General features: G+C 42.3%; 22 protein-coding genes. 7 read left to right on the top strand and 15 right to left on the bottom strand.

Annotation, left to right across the window (positions count from 1 at the left end; all coding sequences use genetic code 11):
• Positions 1-185 precede the first annotated feature (185 nt).
• Positions 186-1,106, top strand: a complete 921-nt coding sequence (locus tag BLU80_RS12320; RefSeq protein WP_091398763.1) for a helix-turn-helix domain-containing protein — start codon at positions 186-188, stop codon at positions 1,104-1,106.
• A 54-nt stretch (positions 1,107-1,160) separates the two neighbouring features.
• Here the strand turns inward: BLU80_RS12320 and BLU80_RS12315 are convergent, their stop codons facing one another.
• Together BLU80_RS12315 and BLU80_RS12310 are read right to left on the bottom strand one after the other, a co-directional pair.
• Complete coding sequence (locus tag BLU80_RS12315) at positions 1,161-1,628, bottom strand: hypothetical protein (RefSeq protein ID WP_091398760.1); 468 nt, start codon at positions 1,626-1,628, stop codon at positions 1,161-1,163.
• 143 nt (positions 1,629-1,771) lie between these two features.
• Complete coding sequence (locus BLU80_RS12310; protein ID WP_091398758.1) at positions 1,772-3,052, bottom strand: serine hydroxymethyltransferase; 1,281 nt, start codon at positions 3,050-3,052, stop codon at positions 1,772-1,774.
• A 143-nt stretch (positions 3,053-3,195) separates the two neighbouring features.
• Here BLU80_RS12310 and BLU80_RS12305 point away from each other — a divergent pair, with 143 nt between their 5' ends.
• Complete coding sequence (locus tag BLU80_RS12305) at positions 3,196-4,188, top strand: sugar nucleotidyltransferase (RefSeq protein WP_091398744.1); 993 nt, start codon at positions 3,196-3,198, stop codon at positions 4,186-4,188.
• 45 nt (positions 4,189-4,233) lie between these two features.
• Here the strand turns inward: BLU80_RS12305 and BLU80_RS12300 are convergent, their stop codons facing one another.
• Positions 4,234-5,046 carry an anthranilate synthase component II gene (locus BLU80_RS12300; RefSeq protein WP_091398738.1) on the bottom strand — a complete coding sequence of 271 codons (813 nt, stop codon included), beginning with the start codon at positions 5,044-5,046 and terminating at the stop codon, positions 4,234-4,236.
• Positions 5,047-5,059: 13 nt separating this feature from the next.
• Between BLU80_RS12300 and BLU80_RS12295 the strand changes: the two genes are divergently transcribed.
• From BLU80_RS12295 to BLU80_RS12285, 3 genes are all read left to right on the top strand, one after another.
• Entirely contained in the window at positions 5,060-6,085 is a 1,026-nt protein-coding gene (locus BLU80_RS12295) for an aminodeoxychorismate synthase component I (protein WP_091398736.1), read from the top strand.
• The gene (locus BLU80_RS12290) at positions 6,069-6,668 is read left to right on the top strand and encodes an aminotransferase class IV (RefSeq protein ID WP_091398734.1); all 600 of its coding nucleotides are present in this window, start codon (positions 6,069-6,071) and stop codon (positions 6,666-6,668) included. Before BLU80_RS12295 ends, BLU80_RS12290 begins: the two co-directional genes overlap by 17 nt.
• Before the next feature lie 118 nt (positions 6,669-6,786).
• The gene (locus BLU80_RS12285; protein ID WP_091398732.1) at positions 6,787-8,133 is read left to right on the top strand and encodes a redoxin family protein; all 1,347 of its coding nucleotides are present in this window, start codon (positions 6,787-6,789) and stop codon (positions 8,131-8,133) included.
• 179 nt (positions 8,134-8,312) lie between these two features.
• On the opposite strand, the gene BLU80_RS12280 is transcribed toward BLU80_RS12285, so the two are convergent.
• Positions 8,313-9,119: an ATP-binding protein gene (locus tag BLU80_RS12280; RefSeq protein WP_211481831.1), complete on the bottom strand. Its 807-nt coding sequence runs from the start codon at positions 9,117-9,119 to the stop codon at positions 8,313-8,315.
• A gap of 113 nt (positions 9,120-9,232) precedes the next feature.
• Positions 9,233-9,511, bottom strand: coding sequence for an AAA family ATPase (locus BLU80_RS19730; protein WP_211481830.1), 279 nt, complete (start codon positions 9,509-9,511; stop codon positions 9,233-9,235).
• A gap of 336 nt (positions 9,512-9,847) precedes the next feature.
• Between BLU80_RS19730 and BLU80_RS12275 the strand changes: the two genes are divergently transcribed.
• Complete coding sequence (locus BLU80_RS12275; RefSeq protein ID WP_211481829.1) at positions 9,848-10,897, top strand: tellurite resistance/C4-dicarboxylate transporter family protein; 1,050 nt, start codon at positions 9,848-9,850, stop codon at positions 10,895-10,897.
• Positions 10,898-11,023: 126 nt separating this feature from the next.
• Here BLU80_RS12275 and BLU80_RS12270 read toward each other — a convergent pair whose 3' ends face one another.
• From BLU80_RS12270 to BLU80_RS12250, 5 genes are all read right to left on the bottom strand, one after another.
• Positions 11,024-11,845 carry a TPM domain-containing protein gene (locus tag BLU80_RS12270; protein WP_244518892.1) on the bottom strand — a complete coding sequence of 274 codons (822 nt, stop codon included), beginning with the start codon at positions 11,843-11,845 and terminating at the stop codon, positions 11,024-11,026.
• Between the two features lie 17 nt (positions 11,846-11,862).
• Positions 11,863-12,324: a TPM domain-containing protein gene (locus BLU80_RS12265; RefSeq protein ID WP_091398728.1), complete on the bottom strand. Its 462-nt coding sequence runs from the start codon at positions 12,322-12,324 to the stop codon at positions 11,863-11,865.
• 70 nt (positions 12,325-12,394) lie between these two features.
• Positions 12,395-12,979, bottom strand: a complete 585-nt coding sequence (locus BLU80_RS12260; protein ID WP_091398724.1) for a LemA family protein — start codon at positions 12,977-12,979, stop codon at positions 12,395-12,397.
• A 222-nt stretch (positions 12,980-13,201) separates the two neighbouring features.
• Positions 13,202-14,644 (bottom strand): glycine--tRNA ligase, encoded by a 1,443-nt coding sequence (locus tag BLU80_RS12255; protein WP_091398721.1) that lies wholly within the window; start codon positions 14,642-14,644, stop codon positions 13,202-13,204.
• A 218-nt stretch (positions 14,645-14,862) separates the two neighbouring features.
• Positions 14,863-16,104, bottom strand: coding sequence for an MraY family glycosyltransferase (locus tag BLU80_RS12250; protein ID WP_091398717.1), 1,242 nt, complete (start codon positions 16,102-16,104; stop codon positions 14,863-14,865).
• Positions 16,105-16,478: 374 nt separating this feature from the next.
• Here BLU80_RS12250 and metG point away from each other — a divergent pair, with 374 nt between their 5' ends.
• Positions 16,479-18,629, top strand: coding sequence for a methionine--tRNA ligase (metG, locus tag BLU80_RS12245; RefSeq protein WP_091398713.1), 2,151 nt, complete (start codon positions 16,479-16,481; stop codon positions 18,627-18,629).
• A gap of 80 nt (positions 18,630-18,709) precedes the next feature.
• Here the strand turns inward: metG and BLU80_RS12240 are convergent, their stop codons facing one another.
• The 5 genes from BLU80_RS12240 to rpsK all read right to left on the bottom strand — a co-directional run bounded on the left by BLU80_RS12240 (position 18,710) and on the right by rpsK (position 22,395).
• On the bottom strand, positions 18,710-19,282 hold the full coding sequence (locus BLU80_RS12240) for a DUF6580 family putative transport protein (protein WP_139188146.1): 573 nt from the start codon (positions 19,280-19,282) through the stop codon (positions 18,710-18,712).
• 183 nt (positions 19,283-19,465) lie between these two features.
• Positions 19,466-20,056: a 50S ribosomal protein L17 gene (gene rplQ, locus BLU80_RS20130; RefSeq protein WP_091398707.1), complete on the bottom strand. Its 591-nt coding sequence runs from the start codon at positions 20,054-20,056 to the stop codon at positions 19,466-19,468.
• 78 nt (positions 20,057-20,134) lie between these two features.
• Positions 20,135-21,133 carry a DNA-directed RNA polymerase subunit alpha gene (locus BLU80_RS12230; protein WP_091398704.1) on the bottom strand — a complete coding sequence of 333 codons (999 nt, stop codon included), beginning with the start codon at positions 21,131-21,133 and terminating at the stop codon, positions 20,135-20,137.
• A 115-nt stretch (positions 21,134-21,248) separates the two neighbouring features.
• Complete coding sequence (gene rpsD, locus BLU80_RS12225; RefSeq protein ID WP_091398701.1) at positions 21,249-21,854, bottom strand: 30S ribosomal protein S4; 606 nt, start codon at positions 21,852-21,854, stop codon at positions 21,249-21,251.
• Positions 21,855-21,990: 136 nt separating this feature from the next.
• On the bottom strand, positions 21,991-22,395 hold the full coding sequence (gene rpsK, locus BLU80_RS12220) for a 30S ribosomal protein S11 (RefSeq protein WP_091398698.1): 405 nt from the start codon (positions 22,393-22,395) through the stop codon (positions 21,991-21,993).
• Positions 22,396-22,523 lie beyond the last annotated feature (128 nt).

The raw sequence follows: 22,523 nt of genomic DNA, 5'->3' as shown, positions 1-22,523 counted from the left end.
TTAACTGAACCAGGCCTTTTTGTTAAACAATAGACGGTTTTTATCATAACGAAATAAGCCGGAGATTGAACAAATGGCACTTTAAATAAGCACTGATCATTACCAGACTAGTATTTAATTATTTAAATGATGCGTTTTTAAATGATGAATAGCTGTCCGGCAACATATAAAAGACTACTTGTCCCATGGATTTAGTAAGAATGACAGAGAATGAATGTTTAAGATCCGGCATGGAGCTCGTCTACCGCAAGGAATATGCGGTACCGGGATCCATTGTGTCCAGTATCACCGCTTTCGCTTTGTCAGATGAGTGGAACAAACAGGACAGCGGTATGCTGCGCTATAATACAGCCGTTGAGCAGGATAGCGAACCGACACTTGACCTCAGGTTTTGCATTACCGGTAACCGGTATTGCAGCGATACGGAATGCAAGGTCTGCAGCAGCAAAAATGCAGAGTCCTGTGTCAATGCCCTGGATACCTTAAGCCTTTTTAATTTTCAGTTCAGCCCAAATTATTTAAGCCAGTTTGCAGGCAACGGTAAAGAAAAAAGTAAAAAAGAACATGTGCTTTCCTTTACTTATGAAACGTCCTTTATCAAACTGTTCCCGGTCTGTCCTAAACAACGCACCACACTATCTGCGCTACTGGAAAGGAATTATACCGGTACCATGGAAAATATCTTTATCAATTCTAAAATCCATGAGATCCTGCTGTATAGCATGGACTGCCTGATTGAGGAAAAAAACAGAGAAGTATTTACCTGCCGGTTCCTGGCAGATGAAGCCGGCCTGGATAAGATCCAGCAGGCGAAAGATATTTTACTGGAGAACCTGGATTCTCCTATTACGATTAAGGAACTCAGTAAAAGAGTGGCCATTAATGAATGTTACCTTAAAAAAGGCTTCAAAGAAGTCTTCGGCACTACCATATTTGATTTTTATCAACAACAACGTATGGACCATGCCAAGTACCTGCTCTATCAAAAGGGATTAAGTGTAACGGATGTGGCTGCCATACTCGGTTATTCTACCATCTCCCATTTTTCTGCTGCCTTTAAAAAGCAGACCGGGATCAAGCCCTGTGAGCTGTTACTGCGCCCTTAAGTTTTGAGCAAAACGCGTATTTTTCCGGACCTATCATTGTATTGAAATCTCCCGTTATTCAGCAGGCTGATGAAGTCGCCACTGCTCCAAAGCCGCTTCAAAGAATGCTTTAATTTGCTGATGCGAGCCATCTGCACAAACCCTGAATTGGGTACGGTTCTTTGTCGTGACCAGCATATAAGGGCTATAGGTCAGTCCGGCATTATATACCGTATCTATCGCAACAATATCCGGGTAATAAGCAGATAAGATCCGGTCCTTGGATTTATCCTTTTCATCCAACCAGTAACAGGCCATCCGTTTATCTGTAAAAAAATTACCCGCTACCTTTGTTTTATACTCTGAATAAAACTTATAGATGTGTTCTCCGCTGTCCAGCAGGTGTAGTCTTTGAATCAAGGCCACTTCTGACTGACGCAGGTGGCTGCCGGGTTCAATATGATTACTGCAACCCAAAGTACAAAAGAGCCAAAGGATCACCAGATATCTTTTCACATTCGGGCTATTTTTAAAGTAATGCATCCGTATAAAGGTTAAGAGCTGGAAGCTATTGAAGCATCACCGCCAAGTGTTGTTTTTATATATCCTCCAAAAAACAATAAAGGCTTCCTGACGTATAAAACGCCGGTAAGCCTTTATTATTTTAAAAAATGACCCCTTGACTTCTATCCCAGTTCAGGATACAAAGGAAATTGCGTCATAAATTCATTTACCTGATTTTTTACTGCCGCAATCACCTGTTCATCTTCTGCATTTGTCAGGATTTTATCCACGGAATCAGCGATAAAACTCATATGTTCTTCCTTCATGCCACGCGTGGTCACTGCAGCAACGCCAAAACGAACACCGGAGGTAATAAAGGCTGACCTGTCATCAAAGGGTACCATATTCTTATTGGCCGTGATTTCTGCTTTTACCAGCGCCTGCTCTGCTTTCTTGCCGCTGATATCTTTGTTTCTGAGATCAATCAACATCAGGTGATTGTCTGTTCCGCCACTGATAATGTTATACTCCTTATCTACAAATGCTTTAGCCAGTGCCTGCGCATTTTTCTGCACCTGGTGCGCATAAGTGGTATAATCATCGCTTAAGATTTCTCCAAAAGCGATCGCTTTAGCAGCAATGACGTGTTCCAGCGGCCCCCCCTGAATGCCTGGGAATACAGCCAGATCTAGTAAGGCGCTCATCAGACGAACATTTCCTTTATTATCTGTAAGTCCCCATGGATTCTCAAAATCATTACGCATCATGATAATACCGCCTCTGGGGCCACGAAGGGTTTTGTGCGTGGTAGAAGTTACGATATGGCAGTGATCAAACGGATCCTTTAAAAGCTTTTTAGCGATCAGGCCTGCCGGATGAGCGATATCAGCCATCACCAGGGCGCCTACCTCATCCGCTACTTTACGGATACGTGCATAATCCCAGTCTCTGCTGTAAGCGCTCGCGCCACAGATGATCATCTTAGGCTTTAACTCGCGTGCTTTTTGTTCCAGCATTTCATAATCGATCAGCCCGGTTTCTTTAACCACCCCGTAAAAATGGGCCTCATATAATTTACCGCTATAGTTAACCGGTGACCCGTGTGTCAGGTGACCGCCCATGCTTAAATCCAGTCCCAGTATTTTATCGCCAGGTTGCAGACAAGCCAGATGCACGGCTGCATTTGCCTGTGCACCGCTGTGCGGCTGCACATTGGCGTAGCTGATATTAAATATTTCTTTTAAGCGATCAATAGCTAGTTGTTCTGTCTGGTCTACGATCTCACATCCGGCATAATATCTTCTGCCTGGATAACCTTCTGCATACTTATTCGTTAAGACAGATCCCATTGCCTGAATGACCTGAAGACTCGTAAAGTTCTCAGAAGCAATCAGTTCAATGCCACTTCTTTGGCGATGTAGCTCTTGATTAATTAAATCGAATACCTGGTTATCTCTTTGCATTGATTCTATTTTTGAAATTTAGTGTAATTTGGGCGTGAATTTACTACATTCGTGCAAATTAGCGGTACAAATCCATAAATAATTATCCTAGAATAACGACTATTAGTGTGTTTTAGGGAAATTGACTATAGAAAAAACGATTCATGAAAGCAATTATTCCGGTAGCCGGAACAGGTGCCAGACTTCGACCCCATACCTATACCCAGCCAAAGGCTTTACTGCCGCTGGCCGGGAAAACCATCCTGAACTTTATTGTAGATCAGCTAAAGGATGCTGGTATTCAAGAGTTTATATTTATCATCGGATATTTAGGAGAAAAAATTGAAGAATATGTCAATTACGCCTATCCGGAGTTAAATTGCAGGTATGTCTTTCAGTCTTCCAGAATCGGTACCGGGCCCGCTATCGCCCTGACAAAAGAACTGGTAGGCGACGATGAAGTCTTTATTGTCATGGGGGACACGATTTGTGATTTTGATATCAAGGCGGTTCTAGACAGCCCCTATTCCATGATAGGCGTTCAGAAAGTAGATGACCCCAGAGGATTCGGGGTGGCAGAAATGGGCAGGGAAGGCTTTATTGAGCACCTGGTGGAAAAGCCGAAAATCCCGATGAGTAATACAGCCTTAGTCGGTCTTTATAAGATTAAAGAGACCCATATCATGTATGAATGTCTGTCTCATATCTTCTCCCAGAACATCACCACCGAAGGTCAGTTTCATCTGACGGACGCCCTGCAGTGTATGATTCACAGGGGCGCTAAGATCCAGACCTTTAAAGTAAAACACTGGTATGATTGCGGCCGTAAAGAAACGCTTTTAGAAACCAATGCGCTGCTGCTCAAAAAAATCGGCAACCAGGTCGACCCCACTGCACAAATAGAAAATGCCATTATAAAGCCGCCGGTCAGTATCGGACCGGGCAGTAAGATCAGCAATACCATCATCGGCCCCCATGCCTCCATTGGCGCCAATACCGTTATCGAACAGTCCGTTATCAGAGACTGCATCATCGGCTCTTTCTCTAATCTGCATGAAGTAGTGCTGGATAATTCCCTGATCGGTAATGATGCCAGCGTCAAAGGGCTCAGCCGGAACCTGAACATCGGAGACAATACAGAAATTGATTTTGGCTAGTAACCGCAGAGGAAGCCTCTGGCCAAAAGACAATAAATCTGGCTATTATTCAGTCTGCCGTCTTTGTATCTCCATTATAAATTCCAGCCAGTTACGGATAATACCAGCGCCCTCCGGTGTCATATAAGACTCCGGATGAAACTGAAGTCCTATAACAGGTAAGGAAAGGTGACGGACGCCCATTACGACAGGGGCAGCAATAGCGGAGGGAGATTCCGCAAAACGAAAACCAGACTTATCTATGCAGGCTACCGCTGTGATTTCAAGACCGGTGGGCGCCTGCTTTTGTATCTTTTCCCAAAAATTGCTGTTCAGCTTACCTTCCTTCTGATGACCGCCTACATCCGGAACCGTTCCGGGGCCAATGCTCACCGCCCAGGAGTGATACAATCCCACTTTAACCGGTGTATTCAGGTGCTTAAAGATATCTGGCCCGCCGGTATCCGCCTTACCTGAGGCTTTACTACCAGCTTCAGCCACTGCAGGACAAGTCTTTAGACAGAGTGCTACCTGTCTGCCATGCTGAATTTGCTTTAAATTATACAGTGTTCCACCAAAATAGGTGACAAGGGTCTGTAATCCCAGACAAATACCTAAAACAGGTAAGGATTTAATTTTATCTTTCCCCAGTACACTATCCAGCAAAGAAGTAACAGCAGGATAATCACGGGGCAGCCCGGGACCTGGCGATAAAACAAGGCAGTCATATTCCCATATTAAATGCTGATCCACTGTATGTAACTGATCCACAGGCCAGACGTCTACCTGACAGTCCTCTGTCCCTTCCTGCTCAAATAATCCTACTAAATTATAGGTAAAAGAGTCATTATGATCAATTATTAATATTTTTGCTCCCACGGCACCAATTAGGATGATAACAGACGCAAAGGACGTATTTTTTAACCGGATAAATGAACTCTATCAGCGGAAAACCCCATTTTTCTTTCTGACGGATTATCATGGCCGCCAAATGGAGGTCTCCAGTCTGGAAGAACTGAAAGCGGAATCTGGGGAAGGCGCCCCGGATCGGCCACGGATTTCTTTTCAGAGTCCGGGGCTCCACTTTCCGGCAGACACCCTAGATAACCACCGCACTGCTACGCCTGACAGGCCGCTAAAGTGGCAAAAAAAACCGATTACCTATGAAGCGTATAAATGCAGTTTTGATATAGTAAGCGAAGGCCTGCAAAAAGGCAATAGTTACCTGGTAAATCTTACCTGCAGCACCGGGGTTCAGACCAATTACTCGCTTGCAGAGCTCTATGAGTTAGGTCAGGGTAAATATAAACTGCTTTATGGAGATCAGTTCGTCCACTTTTCTCCTGAGCCATTTATCCGGATTGATCAAGACCAGATCAGCAGTTTTCCCATGAAAGGCACCCTTGAAGAAAATGAACTGACGACCCTGAACGACTTACTGTTAAGCGAAAAAGAAATTGCCGAACAGTTTACTATTGTGGATCTGATCCGCAACGACCTCCATCAGGTAGCCAGTAATGTAAAGGTGGAAAGTTTCAGGTATATCGAAAAGATCAAAACCAATCAGAAGAATCTTTTTACGGTCAGCTCCCATATTACCGGAACGCTTAGACCCGAATATAAAGATAGGCCAGGTGATATATTAAAAGCGATGCTGCCTGCAGGATCCATCACAGGCGCCCCTAAGGCGGCTACCATGCAAATCATTCAGGCAGCAGAAACCCATAACAGAAATTACTATACCGGCGTCTGGGGATATTATAATGGCGAGTATATAGACAGTTGCGTCATTATTCGTTATTTGGAAAATACGGAACAAGGCCTTATTTTTAAAAGCGGAGGCGGTATCACGTCTCTGAGTGATCCTCTTTTAGAATATCAGGAAATGCAATCTAAAGTCTATGTACCCCTTCCTTGAATCTATCCGTTTAGAACAAAACCGGATCCATTTTCTACCAGAACATGAACAGCGGTTCAGACGCACCCAGCTGGATAACTGGGATAAAGTGATATATCAGGATCTAGAACAAATTATCCTTGGCCATCCGGACTTACCTGAGGATCCTCAAAAATATAAATGCCGGCTGGTCTACAGCGAAACGGATATTCAACTAAATTTTATCCCCTATCAACCAAGGATTATTCAGGACTTAAAGATAGTGGAGGCTGACCAGCTTGATTACCGCTATAAGTCCACTGACCGCAGCAAGCTGGATGAACTCACCCGGGATCTACCTAAAGAAACCGAAATTTTGATTTTTAAAAACGGGCTGTTAACCGACAGCAGTTTTTCAAATCTGGCCTTATTTAACGGCCATCAGTGGGATACGCCTGAGCGTCCTTTACTCAACGGGGTACACCGCAGCTATTTATTAAAAACGGGGATTCTCAGGCTGGCAAAAATCACCTTACCGGACTTACAATCTTATCAACGCATCCGGTTAATCAACGCCATGATGGATTGGCATGAGACCTGGGAGTTGCAGATCAATAAAGGATAATCATTAAAGAACCTATCCATGCTACTGTCCTAAAGATATAGATCCCGGTGTCGCCTTGCCAGCTTTAAGTGATGAAAAAAAATAATTTACAAAAGTATCAGAAAGGTAAATTCATACAATGAAAAAGAACATACCATTTTGGGAAAATCCTTTAATCGCCTTAAAACTATTTTTGTTTAAATTAGTTTCCCTTTTATTTCCAAAATGGTCGTTGCTTATTTTAATGATTAGTATTGCCGCTGTAAACGCATATAGTCAAAAAGTGGATACAGCTAACCTAAGCCATCCATCCACCATAAAAATGGAGAGGCAAACGCTATTGTCAATCGGAGATACAATACCTGACCAAAGTTTTGCCATTATCCCTAAAAACTCAAAAACGGTAAGTCCTGTTGATCTCAAACTTAACTCACTGAAAGGAAAAGTAATAATCATTGATTTTTGGGCAACCTGGTGCGGCCCCTGTCTGCCGGCACTGCAACACCTGAATCAGTTACAACAGAAAATTGGAAAAGATAAATTAGTCACCATTGCGATATCTATGGATAGCAACGAAGATATACTGCGAACAATTAAACATGTAGATGTTTCCGACATACATTTTTCCAGTGACAGCAACTTCATGAAACAATTTAAATTTCATATTATTCCCCACACCATCGTTATAAACAAAGAAGGTGTAATTGTCGGCATTACCTACCCTGACTCAATCACAGTTCAAAAGATTCAGGAGGTGATAGCAACGAACCATACTGTATTTCCGCTTAAAAAAGACAATCAGCAAAAAAATAACGCCATAGAAAAAGTAAAGGAATTATATAGTGTCAGGCTGGCCACCTATGATTCAACCAATGCAACAGGAATCTATAAAGACTCAACAAAAGAGGGTGTCGAGTTGAAATTTGTGAACTTCACCATACCCTCTTTATTCAGAGAGGTGTTCAGAATGCCAGCTCAGACCTGGGTCGTTAATAACACCGGGGATTCAACACTTGGCGACTACACTGTTCAAAACATGTATTGCTTAACGGTTCATTTACCCTATTTTGAATCCTATTCCAAAGCTTACAAAATTGCGCAGCAAGCCTTAAATGCATCCTTTAAATTCAAAGGGAAATTAATTAAACAGCAGCAAAACGTATATGCCCTGAAATATAAAAGCGCTTCAGGGAAAATGAATATCTCTGCTGATAACAGTCGGGATTCGTCCATTACCTTCTATGGCCCCAATTTAATTGCCAGCAATATCACCACAAAATCTCTTGTAGACTATTTATCAAACGAATTAGGTTACTTAAAAAACATGATCGTCCTGGATGAAACAGCTCTAAGTAAAAAATTTGATATAACATTAAAGTGGGAATACGCACACCTCCCCTCCCTGGTGGATGAATTAAAAAAGTATGGGTTTTATTTAGAGCAAAAGCATGAATTTGTCCATTTATTATCTATTGAATATCCATAACTCAGGTGATTTCAATAATAATTCATGAATCTATTAAATTGATTTCGGGATAATACGCCACCTATTAACCTTATTAAGGAAAAATTAAGCAGAAATATACCCTCTGCTTTTTTATAAATTTCTTTTACGCGCTTTCATTTCTCAGCATTCAACTAATTACCCATCACCTATTCCCGGCATTAATGGTTAGCGGATTCCTTTTCCAACAGCTTCAGAAATTCAATCAAGCCCATCACCTCAGTTTCATCGTTTAAAGGATAGCGGTCGCTGCCGGGATAAATCACAAATTTATGGGTCGCTCCCATGTCTTCATATGCATTGTAAAAGCCCATGCGAATAGCAGGCGCAGAATATCTTTTCACTTCAATAGCCCATAATTCATTGCGGGGGGATTCCAGTACTAGATCAACCTCCGTCTGATCATTTGTTCTATAATAACTGTACCGCCATTTATTTGACAACTGAGTTACAATATTTTCAATTACAAACCCTTCCCAGCCAGTTCCAATAATCGGATGGCCCAATAAAGCTTCAAATTCAGAAATATTCAGCAGGCTATGCAACAACCCCGTATCCCGTAAATACGTTTTCGGTGTTTTCACTAACCTCTTTTTTGTGTTTCCTGACCAGGGTTGGATTTGCCGGATCATATAAAAATCCGTCAATATCTCCATGTATGCTTTTATCGTAGTATGACTCACACCAAGGCTTCTAGCCAAATCCGTCGTCACTACCTGTTGCCCGTGGTAATGTGCTAACATTGTCCAAAACCGTTTCAATCTTACTGATGAGATTTGAGGTCCCATCAAAGGAATATCCCGCTCTACATAAGTAGAAATAAAATCGGTGCGCCACTGCCCACTTTCATCGTCGCTAACAGCCAGAAAACTGTCTGGAAATCCGCCTCTAAACCATAATTTATCATTACTATACCCTGGTGGATCTGAATTATATATCTCTAAGGCAGAGAAAGGGCGGAGTTCCATATATCTAATTCTACCTGCAAGTGATTCAGAGGATTGCTGAAGTAAATCTCTGGAGGCAGAGCCCAACAAAAGAAATTGACCAGAAGTTTCGCCGGCCCTTTTCCTCAAATCAATTAGCCCCTTAATACTTTAAAGAGCTCTGGTTTTCGTTGAACTTCATCAATAATTAAGAGCCTGTTCTCCTGACGTCTTAAATAGCTTTCAGGATCCTGCAATTTATTTAAATCGGAATCCATCTCCAGATTCAAATAAGAAGATTTTTTGTCCTCAATTTGCTCGGCAATTTCTAATGCCAGTGTGGTTTTCCCCACCTGTCTCGGCCCCAATAGGGCTACCACCGGCATATTTCGTAATGCATTTAAAAGACCAGTCTTTATATTTCTATTTATCATATGTGTGTAATTTGAAAGTTAAACTTTCAGATTGCATGAAAATAGGTGTTTATTTATATTTCATTTAACAAATAGAAATTTCTTTCAAATCAACTCATATTATTCTAATCATTAATAACAACTTTCCTTAAACTTTTAAAATGCTGCCATCCAACTATTAGCAATAAGCGTCAACATTTCACTTTTCTAGCTGACCATTTTAAACGTTTCCCGTGAAAAATGAATTAATTTTCAACTCCCAAAAAAGCATAATGCTATATTTGTATAACAGGACAGATACCGGATAAGGCTTCTTATAAACAAGACAGGGATAGGACATCATAAAGTTAGCAAACAGTGAATACCACCACTAATCTTTGGTCAAAAGCAGAACGTTATTTTTCACCGCTGGATTTTGCCATGGTAATGGCCACCGGGATACTATCTATTGCGGCATTACTTGAAGGCTACAAATGGCTGGCCTGGTCCTTATATTCCATAAATGTGATTGTTTTTATCCTGCTGCTTATTTTCATGGTGCGCAGCTGGCTACTACATTGGAGTACATTTATGAAGGATTTTAAAAGCTATGATAAAGGTCCCGGCGTGTTCACTTTTGTCATTGCACTTTGCATGACAGGCAACGAAGTTATTTTGTTCAATAATTACCTTGTGTTGGGCAAAATCATATTAACAGTAGCAGTTGCTTTCTGGCTTATTGTAAATTATGGGTTCTTCTTTTTTATTACCACCACTAATCATAAGAAGCCCTTGAAAGACGGGATAAGCGGCAGCTGGCTCTTAACGGTCGTGGCTATTCAGGCAATCGCTATTTTGATTATTTACTGCTCCCCTGACAGCCAGGGTGCTTTATTTACTGCCACCTGTTTATTTTTGACAGGATGCGTCTTCTATTTATATCTGATGTCTCTTATTGTATACAGGATTTCCTTTTTTGAGCTTCATGCAAAAGATCTCGGAGCCGCCTACTGGATTAATATGGGTGCCACCGCCATTACAACGCTTGCCGGATCACTGTTACTCGTCAATGGCAAAGATTTCCACCTAATAGTGGCTTTAATCCCTTTCATTAAAGGCCTGACTTTAGTCTTTTGGTCAGCAGGATCCTGGTGGATACCATTACTTATCATGCTGGGAATCTGGCGTCATGGTGTCCGGAAAATAAAACCGCCGATAACCTCAGGTGGTTACAGCCCTACATACTGGGCCTTTGTTTTCCCCTTAGGCATGTATACCGCATCAACCTACCGCCTGTCAGAAACACTTGACCTGGATTTTCTAAAAGTGATTCCAAAATATTTTATCTTTTTTGCCCTGGCCACCTGGGCTGCCGTAATGATTGGCTGTCTGCGGCATTTATTTGAGAAAACGCAGGCAAAGCTTTAGAACTTCACTAACCGATACCTTAAAATATAAAAGCTGTTCTTAGCAGGTTATTACCTTTAAGAACAGCTTTTATCTTATTTAATTTATATGGCCTGAAACGATTTTGTAATAAAAATGATGGCACCTTTACCAGCCGCCGCTGGCACCACCTCCGCCGCTGCTGCCTCCACCAAATCCACCGAAGCCGCCGCCTCCGCCGCCGCCAAAACCGCCTCCGAATCCACCACCGCCACTACCGCGGCCCATGGCATTGCCCAGGATCATTGGTAAAAGGATATTGGACCAGCCGCCATGACTGGCGACCCCGCCACCTCCGCCACCGCCTTTGGATGCGATTAAGATAAAGATGACAATGGCCAGTATGATAAAGAACACAATGGCACTGCCACCTGAATCATCAGATGTATCCCTGGGAACTTTATACTCACCCACGGCCGCCTTCTCCAGGGAATTAATCGCCTGATCAATGCCTCTGTAATAATTTTCCTGATCTCCTTTTCTAAAGTAAGGCGCTATGTCGTTTTCAATAATACTCTTACTCTGTACATCCGTGATAGCCCCTTCCAATCCGTAGCCAATTTCAATTTTGACCTGCCGGTCATTTAAGGCTATTAAGAGTAGTACGCCATTATTATTTTTCTTGCCGCCTATCCCCCAGGCACGATACAGCCTTGTGGCATATTCTTCAATAGGATAACCATTCAGGGTGGGTATGATCACCACACTAATCTGATTGGAGGTACTGTCATCAAATGCCACCAGCTTATTTTCCAAAATCTCCGCCTGTTCCGGGATTAGGGCACCTGCCTTATCTACCAGTAATCTGGGGGGATTTGGCACTGGCAATATAGCAGGGTCCTGTCCAAAACTGCGGGCACTGAAAAAAGTGACCATGCACAGCAGCACCAGGAAAAATCTTCGAATAGTATAAGGAAAAGAAAAAGACACGTGTCAATATTTTAAAGCTATTTGCCATAGACAATATCGTCCGGCAGCTCGTTGATATCATCAACTTGGTTATAAGGAAAAGCTTTTTTAAGGGCCTCCCCTATAGATAAGATCATCAAAGTGAGTCCCTTGCCATAGGACTTTTCAGTAAACGCTGCCTTAACCTCTGAGAGCTTCTGTTTCCAGAAATCCATCCCGACTTTAGCATGAATCCCTTCGTCTCCAAAGACGGCCAGCTGACGGTCCTTCATGGCCAGATATATCAATACCCCGTTTCTGGCGGCAGTTTCAAACATCCGCAGTTCATCAAAGACTTCCTTTGCGCGGTCCAGTGCATCCACATATTTGCAGCGTCCTTCCACGTAGAGCCGAATTTCACCACTGGTTGCCGTTTCTGCTTTTTTAATCGCCTGAACAATGTCGGTTTGCTCCTCAGGTGTAAAATAACCGGGATCTTTTTTCTTATTAAATAATTGCATGTCAAGGAGAATTTAATTCCAGTCTGGGCAGATCAAGTCTGCTCAGACCAGATATATGCAGCACCGGGGACTACTTAATATTAAAATTGATATCCGGGGCTTTTTCAGAACCTGCATCTGCTTTATAATAAGCCTTGGCATGGAACCCAAATAAACCGGACAGGATATTTTTAGGGAATGTCTTTACGGTCAGGTTATAGCTGTTCACAGCGGTATTATAATCCCTGCGGGCAACATTGATTCTGTTTTCAGTACCCTCTATCTGCGTCTGAAAATCCTGGAAAGCCTTGGTTGTTTTCAGATCAGGATAAGCTTCAGATACGGCCATCAGTCTGCTGAAAGCACCTTGTAACTGCGCCTGTGCAGCCTGATATTTAGCCAGACTTTCCGGATCATTGATGTCTACGGTAACGCTCGTTGCTTTGGAACGGGCACTGATGACATCATTTAAGGTCGATTTCTCAAAATTAGCAGATCCTTCAATCGTCTTGATGACACTGTTGTAAAGATCTGTACGGCGCTGATAATTGGTTTCCACATTACTCCATACCTGTTGTACCTGCTGGTCCTGTTTTACCAGTCCGTTGTATCCGTTACAGCCATAGATGCCTAAAATAATGGCGAGCACTACGATAATTATCCAACCTTTCTTCATGGGTTTTAAATTTTAAATGGTTCATTACGGGCTGCCTGGGTCATTAACTACGGCAGCACTGTATATTAAAAATAATGTTTTTTGGTGATAATGCCCCAAAACCGGGGTATTTTTTTCACAAATGGCCCGTAAACATACATTTACGGGCCACTAATCTTATAAATGGTATCCTTTCACCGGTGGCTGATAGGGATCGGTCACCTGTGTTTTTTTATTACTGCTTTAGAGCGCTGCCTGAACAGTGGAGATAAGATCTGCAATCTTGATTCGCTGCTGCTCCATGGAATCTCTGTGGCGGATGGTGACAGTCTGGTCCTCCAGGCTCTGGTGGTCAACGGTCACACAAAAAGGCGTACCGATCGCATCCTGCCTGCGGTAGCGTTTACCAATAGCATCCTTCACTTCATAGAAGCACCTGAACTGTTCAGCGCATTTTTTATAAATTTCATGCGCCAGTTCGGGCAGTCCGTCTTTTTTGGTCAATGGAAATATCGCCAGCTTGACGGGTGCAATTTTAGGTGCAATATGCAATACTACCCGTTGATCCGTAGACCCGTCTTCTTTGGTAATGGTCTCTTCTTCATAACTATTGGAGAGTACCGCCAGGAACATACGGTCCAGCCCAATGGAAGTCTCCACCACATAAGGTACATAGTGCTTATTGATTTCCGTATCAAAGTAAGTTAGTTTTTTACCACTGAACTCCTGATGACGGCTCAGATCATAATCTGTTCTGGAATGAATCCCTTCCAGCTCCTTAAATCCGAATGGAAACTCAAATTCAATATCTACAGCCGCATTGGCATAGTGGGCCAGTTTGACATGATCATGGAAACGTAATTTTTCCTTAGGTGTCCCCATGCTTAAATGCCACTCAAGGCGGGTCTGCTTCCATTTTTCATACCACTCCAGCTCCGTGCCGGGGCGGACGAAAAACTGCATTTCCATTTGTTCAAACTCCCGCATACGGAAGATAAACTGACGAGCCACAATCTCATTTCTGAAGGCCTTACCCGTCTGGGCAATACCAAATGGGATTTTCATACGGGCTGTCTTCTGGACATTTAAGAAATTGACAAAGATACCCTGGGCTGTTTCCGGACGCAGATAAATGGTATTGGCCTCCTCAGTTACAGAACCCAACTGAGTGTCAAACATCAGATTAAACTGACGGATATCCGTCCAGTTCGCTGTTTTACTAATACTGCAGACAATCTTCTGGTCATCCAATAACTGCCTGAGTCCTTTATAATCATCAGCTGCCAGCAGACGGTCCATATCAGCGATCAAAGCGTCGGCCGCTGCCTGGTCACCGGCCTCTGCCAGTTCCGCAGCCTTGGCCTCTATTAAATGATCAACCCGGTATCTTTTCTTACTGTCTTTATTATCAATCATCGGGTCACTGAAACTATCTACGTGACCGCTGGCTTTCCAGGTGGTGGGATGCATAAAAATAGCCGCATCGATCCCTACAATGTTTTCATTGAGCTGGGTCATGGCCTTCCACCAATAATCACGGATATTCTTTTTCAGTTCACTGCCATAAGGACCATAATCATAAACGGCACTCAGGCCATCATAGATTTCTGAACTCGAGAAAACAAAACCATATTCTTTTGCATGCGAAATGATCGCCTGGAATTTTCCTTCTTGTTGGGTACTCATAAGGCAAATATAAATAAGAGTTTAATTACTATTCATCTTTTGTGTAAAATTTCGGAGGCCGGTTAAAAAATTCCCTTAAGAAAAGCTGAAGGACAGTAAACAGACCTGCTTAAAAGCCAAAAGCGAAGACGTTTAAATGAACATCTTCGCTTTTGGCTTTTAAGGTTGTATGAAAGTAACGAAACCGTGTCAAAATTACTGTTTACCGTACCCCGTTATTAATGGACTTTTGAATATACATGATGATCATCATGATAATCCTGTTCTGTCTTACTGAGTGTGGAGGATAAGTATTCGTCCAGAGAGACCTTCTGCAATTTTTCTATTTTGGCGTTTTCCTTGGCCAGTTGCGCCATTTTAACCTGTTCCAGCTTTTTATTCCGGATTTTAACCGCCAAATACAGTAAGCCGGTAGCAATAACCAGGATAATAAATATAGCCAGTGTAACATTCAGGCCTACTGATACCATGCAAGTGGCGGCAGCGATGAAAAATACGGTAACCCCCACCAGGGTACCTGCCACCTGAGTAGCATTCAGCCCGATATCCAGCAGTACATGGTGGACATGGGTTCTGTCAGCATGGAAAGGAGAAAATCCTCTGAGGATTCTGGTAGTAAATACTCTGAAAGTGTCATAAACCGGAACAATAATCGCAGCCAGTGCAATAACGATAGAACCGTTACCGCCTTTAAATAATCCACTCAATGGTGAAGTGGCCGGTAAAAGGCTCATTTTAGAGACAAAAGAGATGGCCATAACGGAGGCCAGAAATCCGAGTATCAGAGATCCGGTATCCCCCATAAATATTTTTGCCGGCGCAATATTATATCTGAGAAAGCCAGCTACAGCACCTGCGATAGAGAAGCAGAGCATGGCAGAACCAATATTTTTATTCACGGCGAACAGTACGCCCAGGAAAGTAAAGAGCAGCATACTTAAAGAACCGGCCAGTCCGTCTACTCCATCAATCAGGTTAAACGCATTGGTTACGAAAGTGATACCTATAACAGATAATAAAAAGCTGAGTAAATAAGGTAATTCATGAATCCCTAAGAAACCCTGGAGGTTCTCCAGGCGAATCCCTGCCAGATACACCACAATAATGGCTGCCACCAACTGAGCCAGAAATTTCTTATACGGATCAATGGCAACCAGATCATCCTTAAGACCGGTCACAAATAACAGAAAGCTAGCCCCTAAAATGCAGTTCCAGCCTGTAAAATAAAAACCCACATTAAAAATACAAGAGACAAATATAAAGGCCGAAAAGATGCCGATGCCCCCAAGATTAGGTGTAACATTCACATGTTTTTTCCGGTGGTCAGGCTTATCCAGCAGCCTTTTTTTCTTGGCTACGAAGATAATATTCGGGATAGAGAATATGGTAATCCCCATAGCCAGCAGGAACATAGCGATGTATATATAGACTACTGATTGTGATAGGTCAAAATATTTCATTAAGTCTAACTATTAACGTAACTAAGGCAATAATTATATCTATTACTCTTCTATTAAGAATTGATAAAAACACAATTTACGTGCCGTATTTCCCTCTTAATATTTATATAATACCATCGAAAAGGGTCGAAAAATGTTGATATATGCAAAAATATACTAAATAACCCAAACAGTTACAAATTTTTACAGAAATCCCAAATTTCTTCCAACCTAAAGGAACGCAATTTTTTTGAAAGTCGCTACACCATCCTATTAAATTGCTCGAATAATAATCTTATGATCACATTGAGGCCGGAATTCACCGTTGGTTTAGTTCCCTGTATTTGGGTATTGCCCTAGATTGCAATACTTTTGTGAGATAATAATTACGTAGCATGAATTCAACCAAACGTTATCTCATTACAGCGGCATTACCTTATGCCAATGGACTTAAACATATCGGGCATCTGGCTGGCGCCTACCTGCCGGCAGATATCTATGTTCGTTACCTCAGGGCGCAGCAAAGAGAAGTTCTTTTTGTCTGTGGCAGCGATGAACATGGGACCGCCATCCCTATTCAGGCCAAAAAGGAAGGCACTACAGCTCAGGCTATTATAGATAAATACCATCCGATTATCCGGCAGAATTTCCAGGATTTACTCATCAGCTTTGATATCTATCACCGGACTTCAGCTCCTATTCATCATGAGACGGCCAGTCAGTTTTTTAAAGACCTTAATGACAAAGGTGATCTGGAAGTCAAAGAAAGTGAGCAGTATTATGATGAGCAGGCACAGACCTTTTTAGCCGACCGGTTCATTCAGGGTACTTGCCCTAATTGCGGATTTCCACAAGCCTTTGGAGATCAATGCGAAAAATGCGGAACCTCCTTAAGTCCGGAACAACTAATTAATCCTGTTTCCACCCTGAGCGGACACAAGCCCGTTAAAAAAGCGACCAAGCACTGGTACCTGCCGCTAGACAAGCATGAAGCCTGGCTGCGGGAATGGATTTTAGGCGACCATAAAGACGACTGGAAGGGCAATGTTTTAGGTCAGTGCAAAAGCTGGCTGGACGGCGGACTGCAGCCACGGGCTGTCACCAGGGATCTGGACTGGGGCGTAAAAGTACCGGTAGAAGGTGCGGAAGGTAAGGTACTTTATGTATGGTTCGATGCCCCCATCGGTTATATCAGTGCCACCAAGCAATATTGCAAAGACCATGGCATGAATGCAGATATATTATGGAACGACAAGGATACCAAACTTGTACACTTTATCGGAAAAGATAATATTGTATTCCACTGTATTATTTTCCCGGTCATGCTGAAACTTCATAATAATATCCTGCCAGATAATGTCCCTGCCAACGAATTTGTCAACCTGGAAGGTGATAAAATGAGTACCAGCAGAAACTGGAAGCTGGAAATGCAGGATTATATCGATGATTTCATTAATAAGGAAAATGGCGGTCCGGCCATGGCCGATGTATTAAGATACTATCTGACGACCATTTTGCCGGAAAATAAGGACAGCGAGTTTACCTGGAAAGGCTTCCAGGATGCCAACAATAGTGAACTGGTCGCCATATTTGGCAACTTTGTCAACCGTAGTTTCGTGCTGATGCACAAACTCTGCAACGGCAAAGTCCCCCCTTTACATGCCACCCGCCTGGATGCAAAAGATGAGCAGCTCATTAAAGACATTGAGGATGCCAAAATCAAAATCGAACAGGCAATAGAGCACTATAAGTTCCGGGAGGCATTATTTGAAGTCATTGATCTGGCCCGCAAAGGCAATCGCTATATGCAGGAAAAAGAGCCCTGGATCCTGGCCAAAAGCCTGGAATCCAATCCGCTCAATCAACAACTCATCGATAATTGTCTGCACTTATGTCTGCAGTTAACCGCCAATCTGGCTATTTTCATTCATCCGTTTTTGCCGCACACGGCAAAGACCCTGTGTCATATGATGAAAGTAGTAGACAAAATGCTGGAATGGAAAAACGGAGGCCGGATTAAATTACTCAGTGTAGGCTATAGCCTCAGAGCGCCGGAACTCTTATTCCGTAAAATTGAAGACAGTGAAATTGCCACCCAGCTGGATAAACTGAAAGCCGGAGCCAGGGCTGCTGAGGAGGCTAAAGCTAAAACGGCCGCTTTACTGGCCGGTGGAAAGCCGGATGCGGCCCCGGAAAAAGCAGACCAGGACAGCCCGAAAGCAGAAATTCAATTTGATGATTTTGCTAAAATTGATCTCAGGGTGGGTACCATTAAATCCGCCGAACGCATCCCGAAGGCAGACAAGCTGCTCAAGCTGGAAGTAGATATGGGCAGTGAAGTCAGAACCATTTGTTCAGGGATTGCCGCGTATTTTTCTCCCGAAGCTATTATTGGCAAACAGGTGACGGTAGTAGCGAACCTGGCTCCCAGGAAAATGAGAGGCATTGTCAGTAACGGTATGATTTTAATGTCGGAAGACCAGAACGGTCAGCTGGTCTTTGTCAATCCGGATCAGGCAGTTCCTAATGGCAAAACAGTAAATTAGGTATAATCTGAAGCCGCATAAAAAAAGCTAAGTTGTTATTTGGAACAGCTTAGCTTTTTTTATGCTTACTCGTATGATCTTTAAGAATGGGATAAGTGAAGCGCCTTTGATTTAGCCTTATAAAGCGAATAAACCCCGAAAAGTATGGCGGAGAATACCAAGGTAGAAAGCAGGCTATAAGGAAAATAAAAAGGAAATCCAGCGATATAACAACCCTTCAGCCCATCTGCTGTCATTGGATAAAATCCGGCAAAGGCCCAGACACTTAAATTCGATAAAATATAAAAAATGGTAGGAGCAACCAGAGAAGCGATTCCTACAGAGACAATGCCGGGCTTTTTCACCCCGAAGCCTATAACAGTCAGTAAGGCGAACAATATATAATTGATCAACTGCCCCTCATAAAAACCCGGTGTGGACCAGGCTCCCAGTTTAAATAAAACTTCAACCACAACATCACAGATAAAGAAACTCAAAAGCGGCAGCAAAAAGGCGTATTTTTTATCCTTTTTAAATACCACGCCTCCGAAAATTGCCATGGCATACATAGGAGTCACCCCATAGATACCGGCCGGCATGGGAATCAGTCGCATAATAAGCGCAACAGCGATTAACAGGCAAAAACAAACTACAATTTTTGATCTTTTTTCCACAATAATAAATTTAAATAAAGTATCCTTTACAAAATTAGGAACAAAAGCAGGGAATGCCAAGAATTCTTTAAGAGTTACCAAATAATCAATTGAATATCAATCACAAGTACAGAATGTCCAATAAAAAAACCTCCGTTTAATTTAAAAATCAAACGGAGGTTTTTTATGTTATGTCTGCTTGTATTAAGCTTCAGCTGGCGCTTCGGCTTCATTTGCAGCGTCATCTGCTTTAGGTGCTTCAGCGGCTGGAGCTGCTTCAGTAGCTTTTTCTTCCACAACTTCTGCATCCTGGATGGCTGTTTCAGTTGCTTCAGTAGCTTTTTTTGCAGTGCTACGGCTACGACGTGTTCTTTTTGCTGGTTCCTGATTCTCACCGGCTGCAGCTGATTTACCGTACACTTCATTGAAGTCAACCAGTTCAATCATTGCTTTTTCGCCATTATCACCAGGACGGATACCTAATTTGATGATACGGGTGTAACCACCTGGGCGATCACCGATTTTAGGACCCACTACTGTGAAAAGTTCCTTCACCGCTGCTTTATTCTGTAAGAAAGAGAATACCAGACGGTGATTGTGACTGATTTGCGCTTCAGAAGCGTTCTTCTTCGTCTTTGTAATCAAAGGCTCAACGTATTTACGTAATTCCTTTGCTTTTGCCAGCGTAGTTACAATTCTTTTGTGTGTAATCAGCTGAGCGGCCAGATTAGAAAGAAGGGCATCTCTGTGCGCTTTCTTGCGACCTAAATTGTTTTGTTTATCTCCGTGACGCATTTTAATTGAATTTTATACCTACACCGTGTCAAGGAATGTAAGCACCGGCCTTGAGGCCTATTGAATAAATAATTATTATTAATCGTTTACTTCCACACCCATACGGATCAGATCCATACCGAACTGCAGACCTCTTTCATGTAAAACCTGCTCAATTTCAGTTAAAGATTTCTGACCGAAGTTACGGAACTTCATCAGATCTTCCTGTTCGTATTGAACCAGCTCACTTAAAGAATTGATTTTAGCTGCTTTCAGGCAGTTAAAGGCACGTACGGAAAGATCCAGATCTTCCAGTGGAGTCTTTAACACTTTACGCAACTGTAATACAGTTTCATCAACAACGTCTTCTTTTTTATCTTCTTTGCTATCAAAGGTGATATTTTCGTCCGTGATGATCATTAAATGCTGGATCAGAATGCGGGAAGCCTGTTTAACGGCATCTTCAGGATGAATGGTACCGTCAGTAGTAACATCCAGTAACATTTTTTCATAGTCAGTACGCTGTTCAACACGGTAGTTTTCAATAGCGACTTTTACATTCTTGATCGGCGTATGGATAGAGTCAATGGCGATATAACCAAATGGAGCATCTTTCACCTTGTTTTCTTCGGAAGGAACATAACCGCGGCCTTTGGCAATGGTCAGTTCAATATCCAGTTTAGAAGATGGATCCAGAACACATAATACGAGTTCAGGATTCATCACTTCAAAGTTAGGAGTCGCTTCACCGATATTACCGGCAGTAAACTCTGATTTACCTTTAATGGATAAAACGACTTTTTCAGGACCTAAATCCTGTTCCACCGTTTTTTTAAAGCGTACTTGCTTAAGGTTCAGAATCAATTCTGTAACGTCTTCTGTAACACCAGGGATAGTTGCGAACTCGTGATCCACACCATCAATTTTGATTCCGACGATCGCATAACCTTCCAAAGAGCTTAATAAAACTCTGCGCAGTGCGTTACCGATGGTTAAACCAAAACCGGGTTCCAACGGACGAAATTCAAATTTACCATCAAAATCATTGGCCTTCTGCAATACGATTTTATCTGGTTTCTGAAAGTTTAATATTGCCATATTAAAACTTGATTTTATTGAACTTTCGGGCTTTTAGTAAAGCCCGAAAGATATTTGTTTTAGAAAAGATTGTGCGAATATAAAGAAATGGTACCAAAACCATTTCCGCCGATCATTATTTAGAGTACAACTCGACGATCAGCTGTTCTTTGATGTTCTCAGGAACGCTTTCTCTTTCAGGGAAAGTAATGAAAGTACCTTTCTTTTCTGCTTCGTTCCAGTCTAACCAGCTGAATTTAGGGTTTTTACCACGGATCTGACTAGTCAGGGAAGCGTTTGCTTCACTTTTTTCTTTCAGACCAATGCTATCACCTGGTTTCAGACGATAAGAAGGAATATTGACCACTTCACCGTTTACAGTGATGTGTTTGTGGCTTACCAGCTGACGGGCAGCAGGACGAGAAGCAGCCAGACCCAGACGATAAACAGTGTTATCCAGACGGGCTTCCAGTAATTTGATCAGGTTTTCACCAGTGATACCTTTCAAACGGTTGGCATCATCAAATGTATTACGGAACTGACGCTCTAATACACCATAAGTGTATTTTGCTTTTTGTTTTTCTTTTAACTGTGTAGCATACTCACCCAGTTGTTTACGCTTACGGTTAGCACCGTGCTGACCGGGAGGGTTGCTGTTTTTACCTAAATACTTACCATTACCTAAAATGGGTTCACCGAAAATACGGCAGATTTTGGTTTTTGGACCTGTGTAACGAGCCATAAAAATTAAATTGTTTTGCGATTTTTTATTGACGATGTGTTATCTGTAAAAATCTAAAATGAATAGCACACCCTATGTTCAAGTTAAGAAGCAGAAGCCTGCTTTAGCGGGCTTCTGCTTAAAAAATATAATTCGATTATACTCTTCTCTTTTTAGGAGGACGGCAACCATTGTGTGGTAACGGAGTAATATCTTTGATGATATTGATCTCAATACCGCTCTGAGATAAAGAACGAATAGCTCCTTCTCTTCCTGATCCCGGACCTTTTACATATACATCGACTTTTCTTAAACCAGCATCCACTGCAACTTTAGCAGCATCTGCAGCTGCAGTCTGAGCAGCATAGGGTGTGTTCTTTTTAGAACCACGGAAGCCCATTTTACCAGCAGAAGACCAGGAGATGACCTGTCCTTGCTTGTTGGTTAAAGCGATAATAATGTTGTTAAATGTTGCACTGATATGTGCATCACCATGTGCATCCACCTTTACGATTCTTTTCTTCGCGGCGGCCTTTGCACTCTGTTGTTTTCCTTTTGCCATTTTTTTTGTTTGTAGGTAGTCTTCTAAAAATGATGCCCCTCCTTTTCTCTTCTTAGCCTAAGGCTGAAAAAAGAACTATCCGGTGGCTTTTTTATAAACACAAAATTTCAAATCCCAAACAGATGTAA

The organism is Arachidicoccus rhizosphaerae (genome assembly GCF_900107765.1).
In the GTDB taxonomy this organism is placed as follows: domain Bacteria; phylum Bacteroidota; class Bacteroidia; order Chitinophagales; family Chitinophagaceae; genus Arachidicoccus; species Arachidicoccus rhizosphaerae.
Note: the sequence above shows the minus strand (reverse complement) of the source record. Positions and strands in the feature narration are given on the sequence as shown.

Coding starts and splice junctions, on each gene's coding strand:
- BLU80_RS12320 (WP_091398763.1), top strand. CDS start 186: ATGGATTTAGTAAGAATGACAGAGAATGAATGTTTAAGATCCGGCATG.
- BLU80_RS12315 (WP_091398760.1), bottom strand. CDS start 1,628: ATGCATTACTTTAAAAATAGCCCGAATGTGAAAAGATATCTGGTGATC.
- BLU80_RS12310 (WP_091398758.1), bottom strand. CDS start 3,052: ATGCAAAGAGATAACCAGGTATTCGATTTAATTAATCAAGAGCTACAT.
- BLU80_RS12305 (WP_091398744.1), top strand. CDS start 3,196: ATGAAAGCAATTATTCCGGTAGCCGGAACAGGTGCCAGACTTCGACCC.
- BLU80_RS12295 (WP_091398736.1), top strand. CDS start 5,060: ATGATAACAGACGCAAAGGACGTATTTTTTAACCGGATAAATGAACTC.
- BLU80_RS12290 (WP_091398734.1), top strand. CDS start 6,069: ATGTACCCCTTCCTTGAATCTATCCGTTTAGAACAAAACCGGATCCAT.
- BLU80_RS12285 (WP_091398732.1), top strand. CDS start 6,787: ATGAAAAAGAACATACCATTTTGGGAAAATCCTTTAATCGCCTTAAAA.
- BLU80_RS12280 (WP_211481831.1), bottom strand. CDS start 9,119: ATGGAACTCCGCCCTTTCTCTGCCTTAGAGATATATAATTCAGATCCA.
- BLU80_RS19730 (WP_211481830.1), bottom strand. CDS start 9,511: ATGATAAATAGAAATATAAAGACTGGTCTTTTAAATGCATTACGAAAT.
- BLU80_RS12265 (WP_091398728.1), bottom strand. CDS start 12,324: ATGCAATTATTTAATAAGAAAAAAGATCCCGGTTATTTTACACCTGAG.
- BLU80_RS12260 (WP_091398724.1), bottom strand. CDS start 12,979: ATGAAGAAAGGTTGGATAATTATCGTAGTGCTCGCCATTATTTTAGGC.
- BLU80_RS12255 (WP_091398721.1), bottom strand. CDS start 14,644: ATGAGTACCCAACAAGAAGGAAAATTCCAGGCGATCATTTCGCATGCA.
- BLU80_RS12250 (WP_091398717.1), bottom strand. CDS start 16,104: ATGAAATATTTTGACCTATCACAATCAGTAGTCTATATATACATCGCT.
- metG (WP_091398713.1), top strand. CDS start 16,479: ATGAATTCAACCAAACGTTATCTCATTACAGCGGCATTACCTTATGCC.
- rplQ (WP_091398707.1), bottom strand. CDS start 20,056: ATGCGTCACGGAGATAAACAAAACAATTTAGGTCGCAAGAAAGCGCAC.
- BLU80_RS12230 (WP_091398704.1), bottom strand. CDS start 21,133: ATGGCAATATTAAACTTTCAGAAACCAGATAAAATCGTATTGCAGAAG.
- rpsD (WP_091398701.1), bottom strand. CDS start 21,854: ATGGCTCGTTACACAGGTCCAAAAACCAAAATCTGCCGTATTTTCGGT.
- rpsK (WP_091398698.1), bottom strand. CDS start 22,395: ATGGCAAAAGGAAAACAACAGAGTGCAAAGGCCGCCGCGAAGAAAAGA.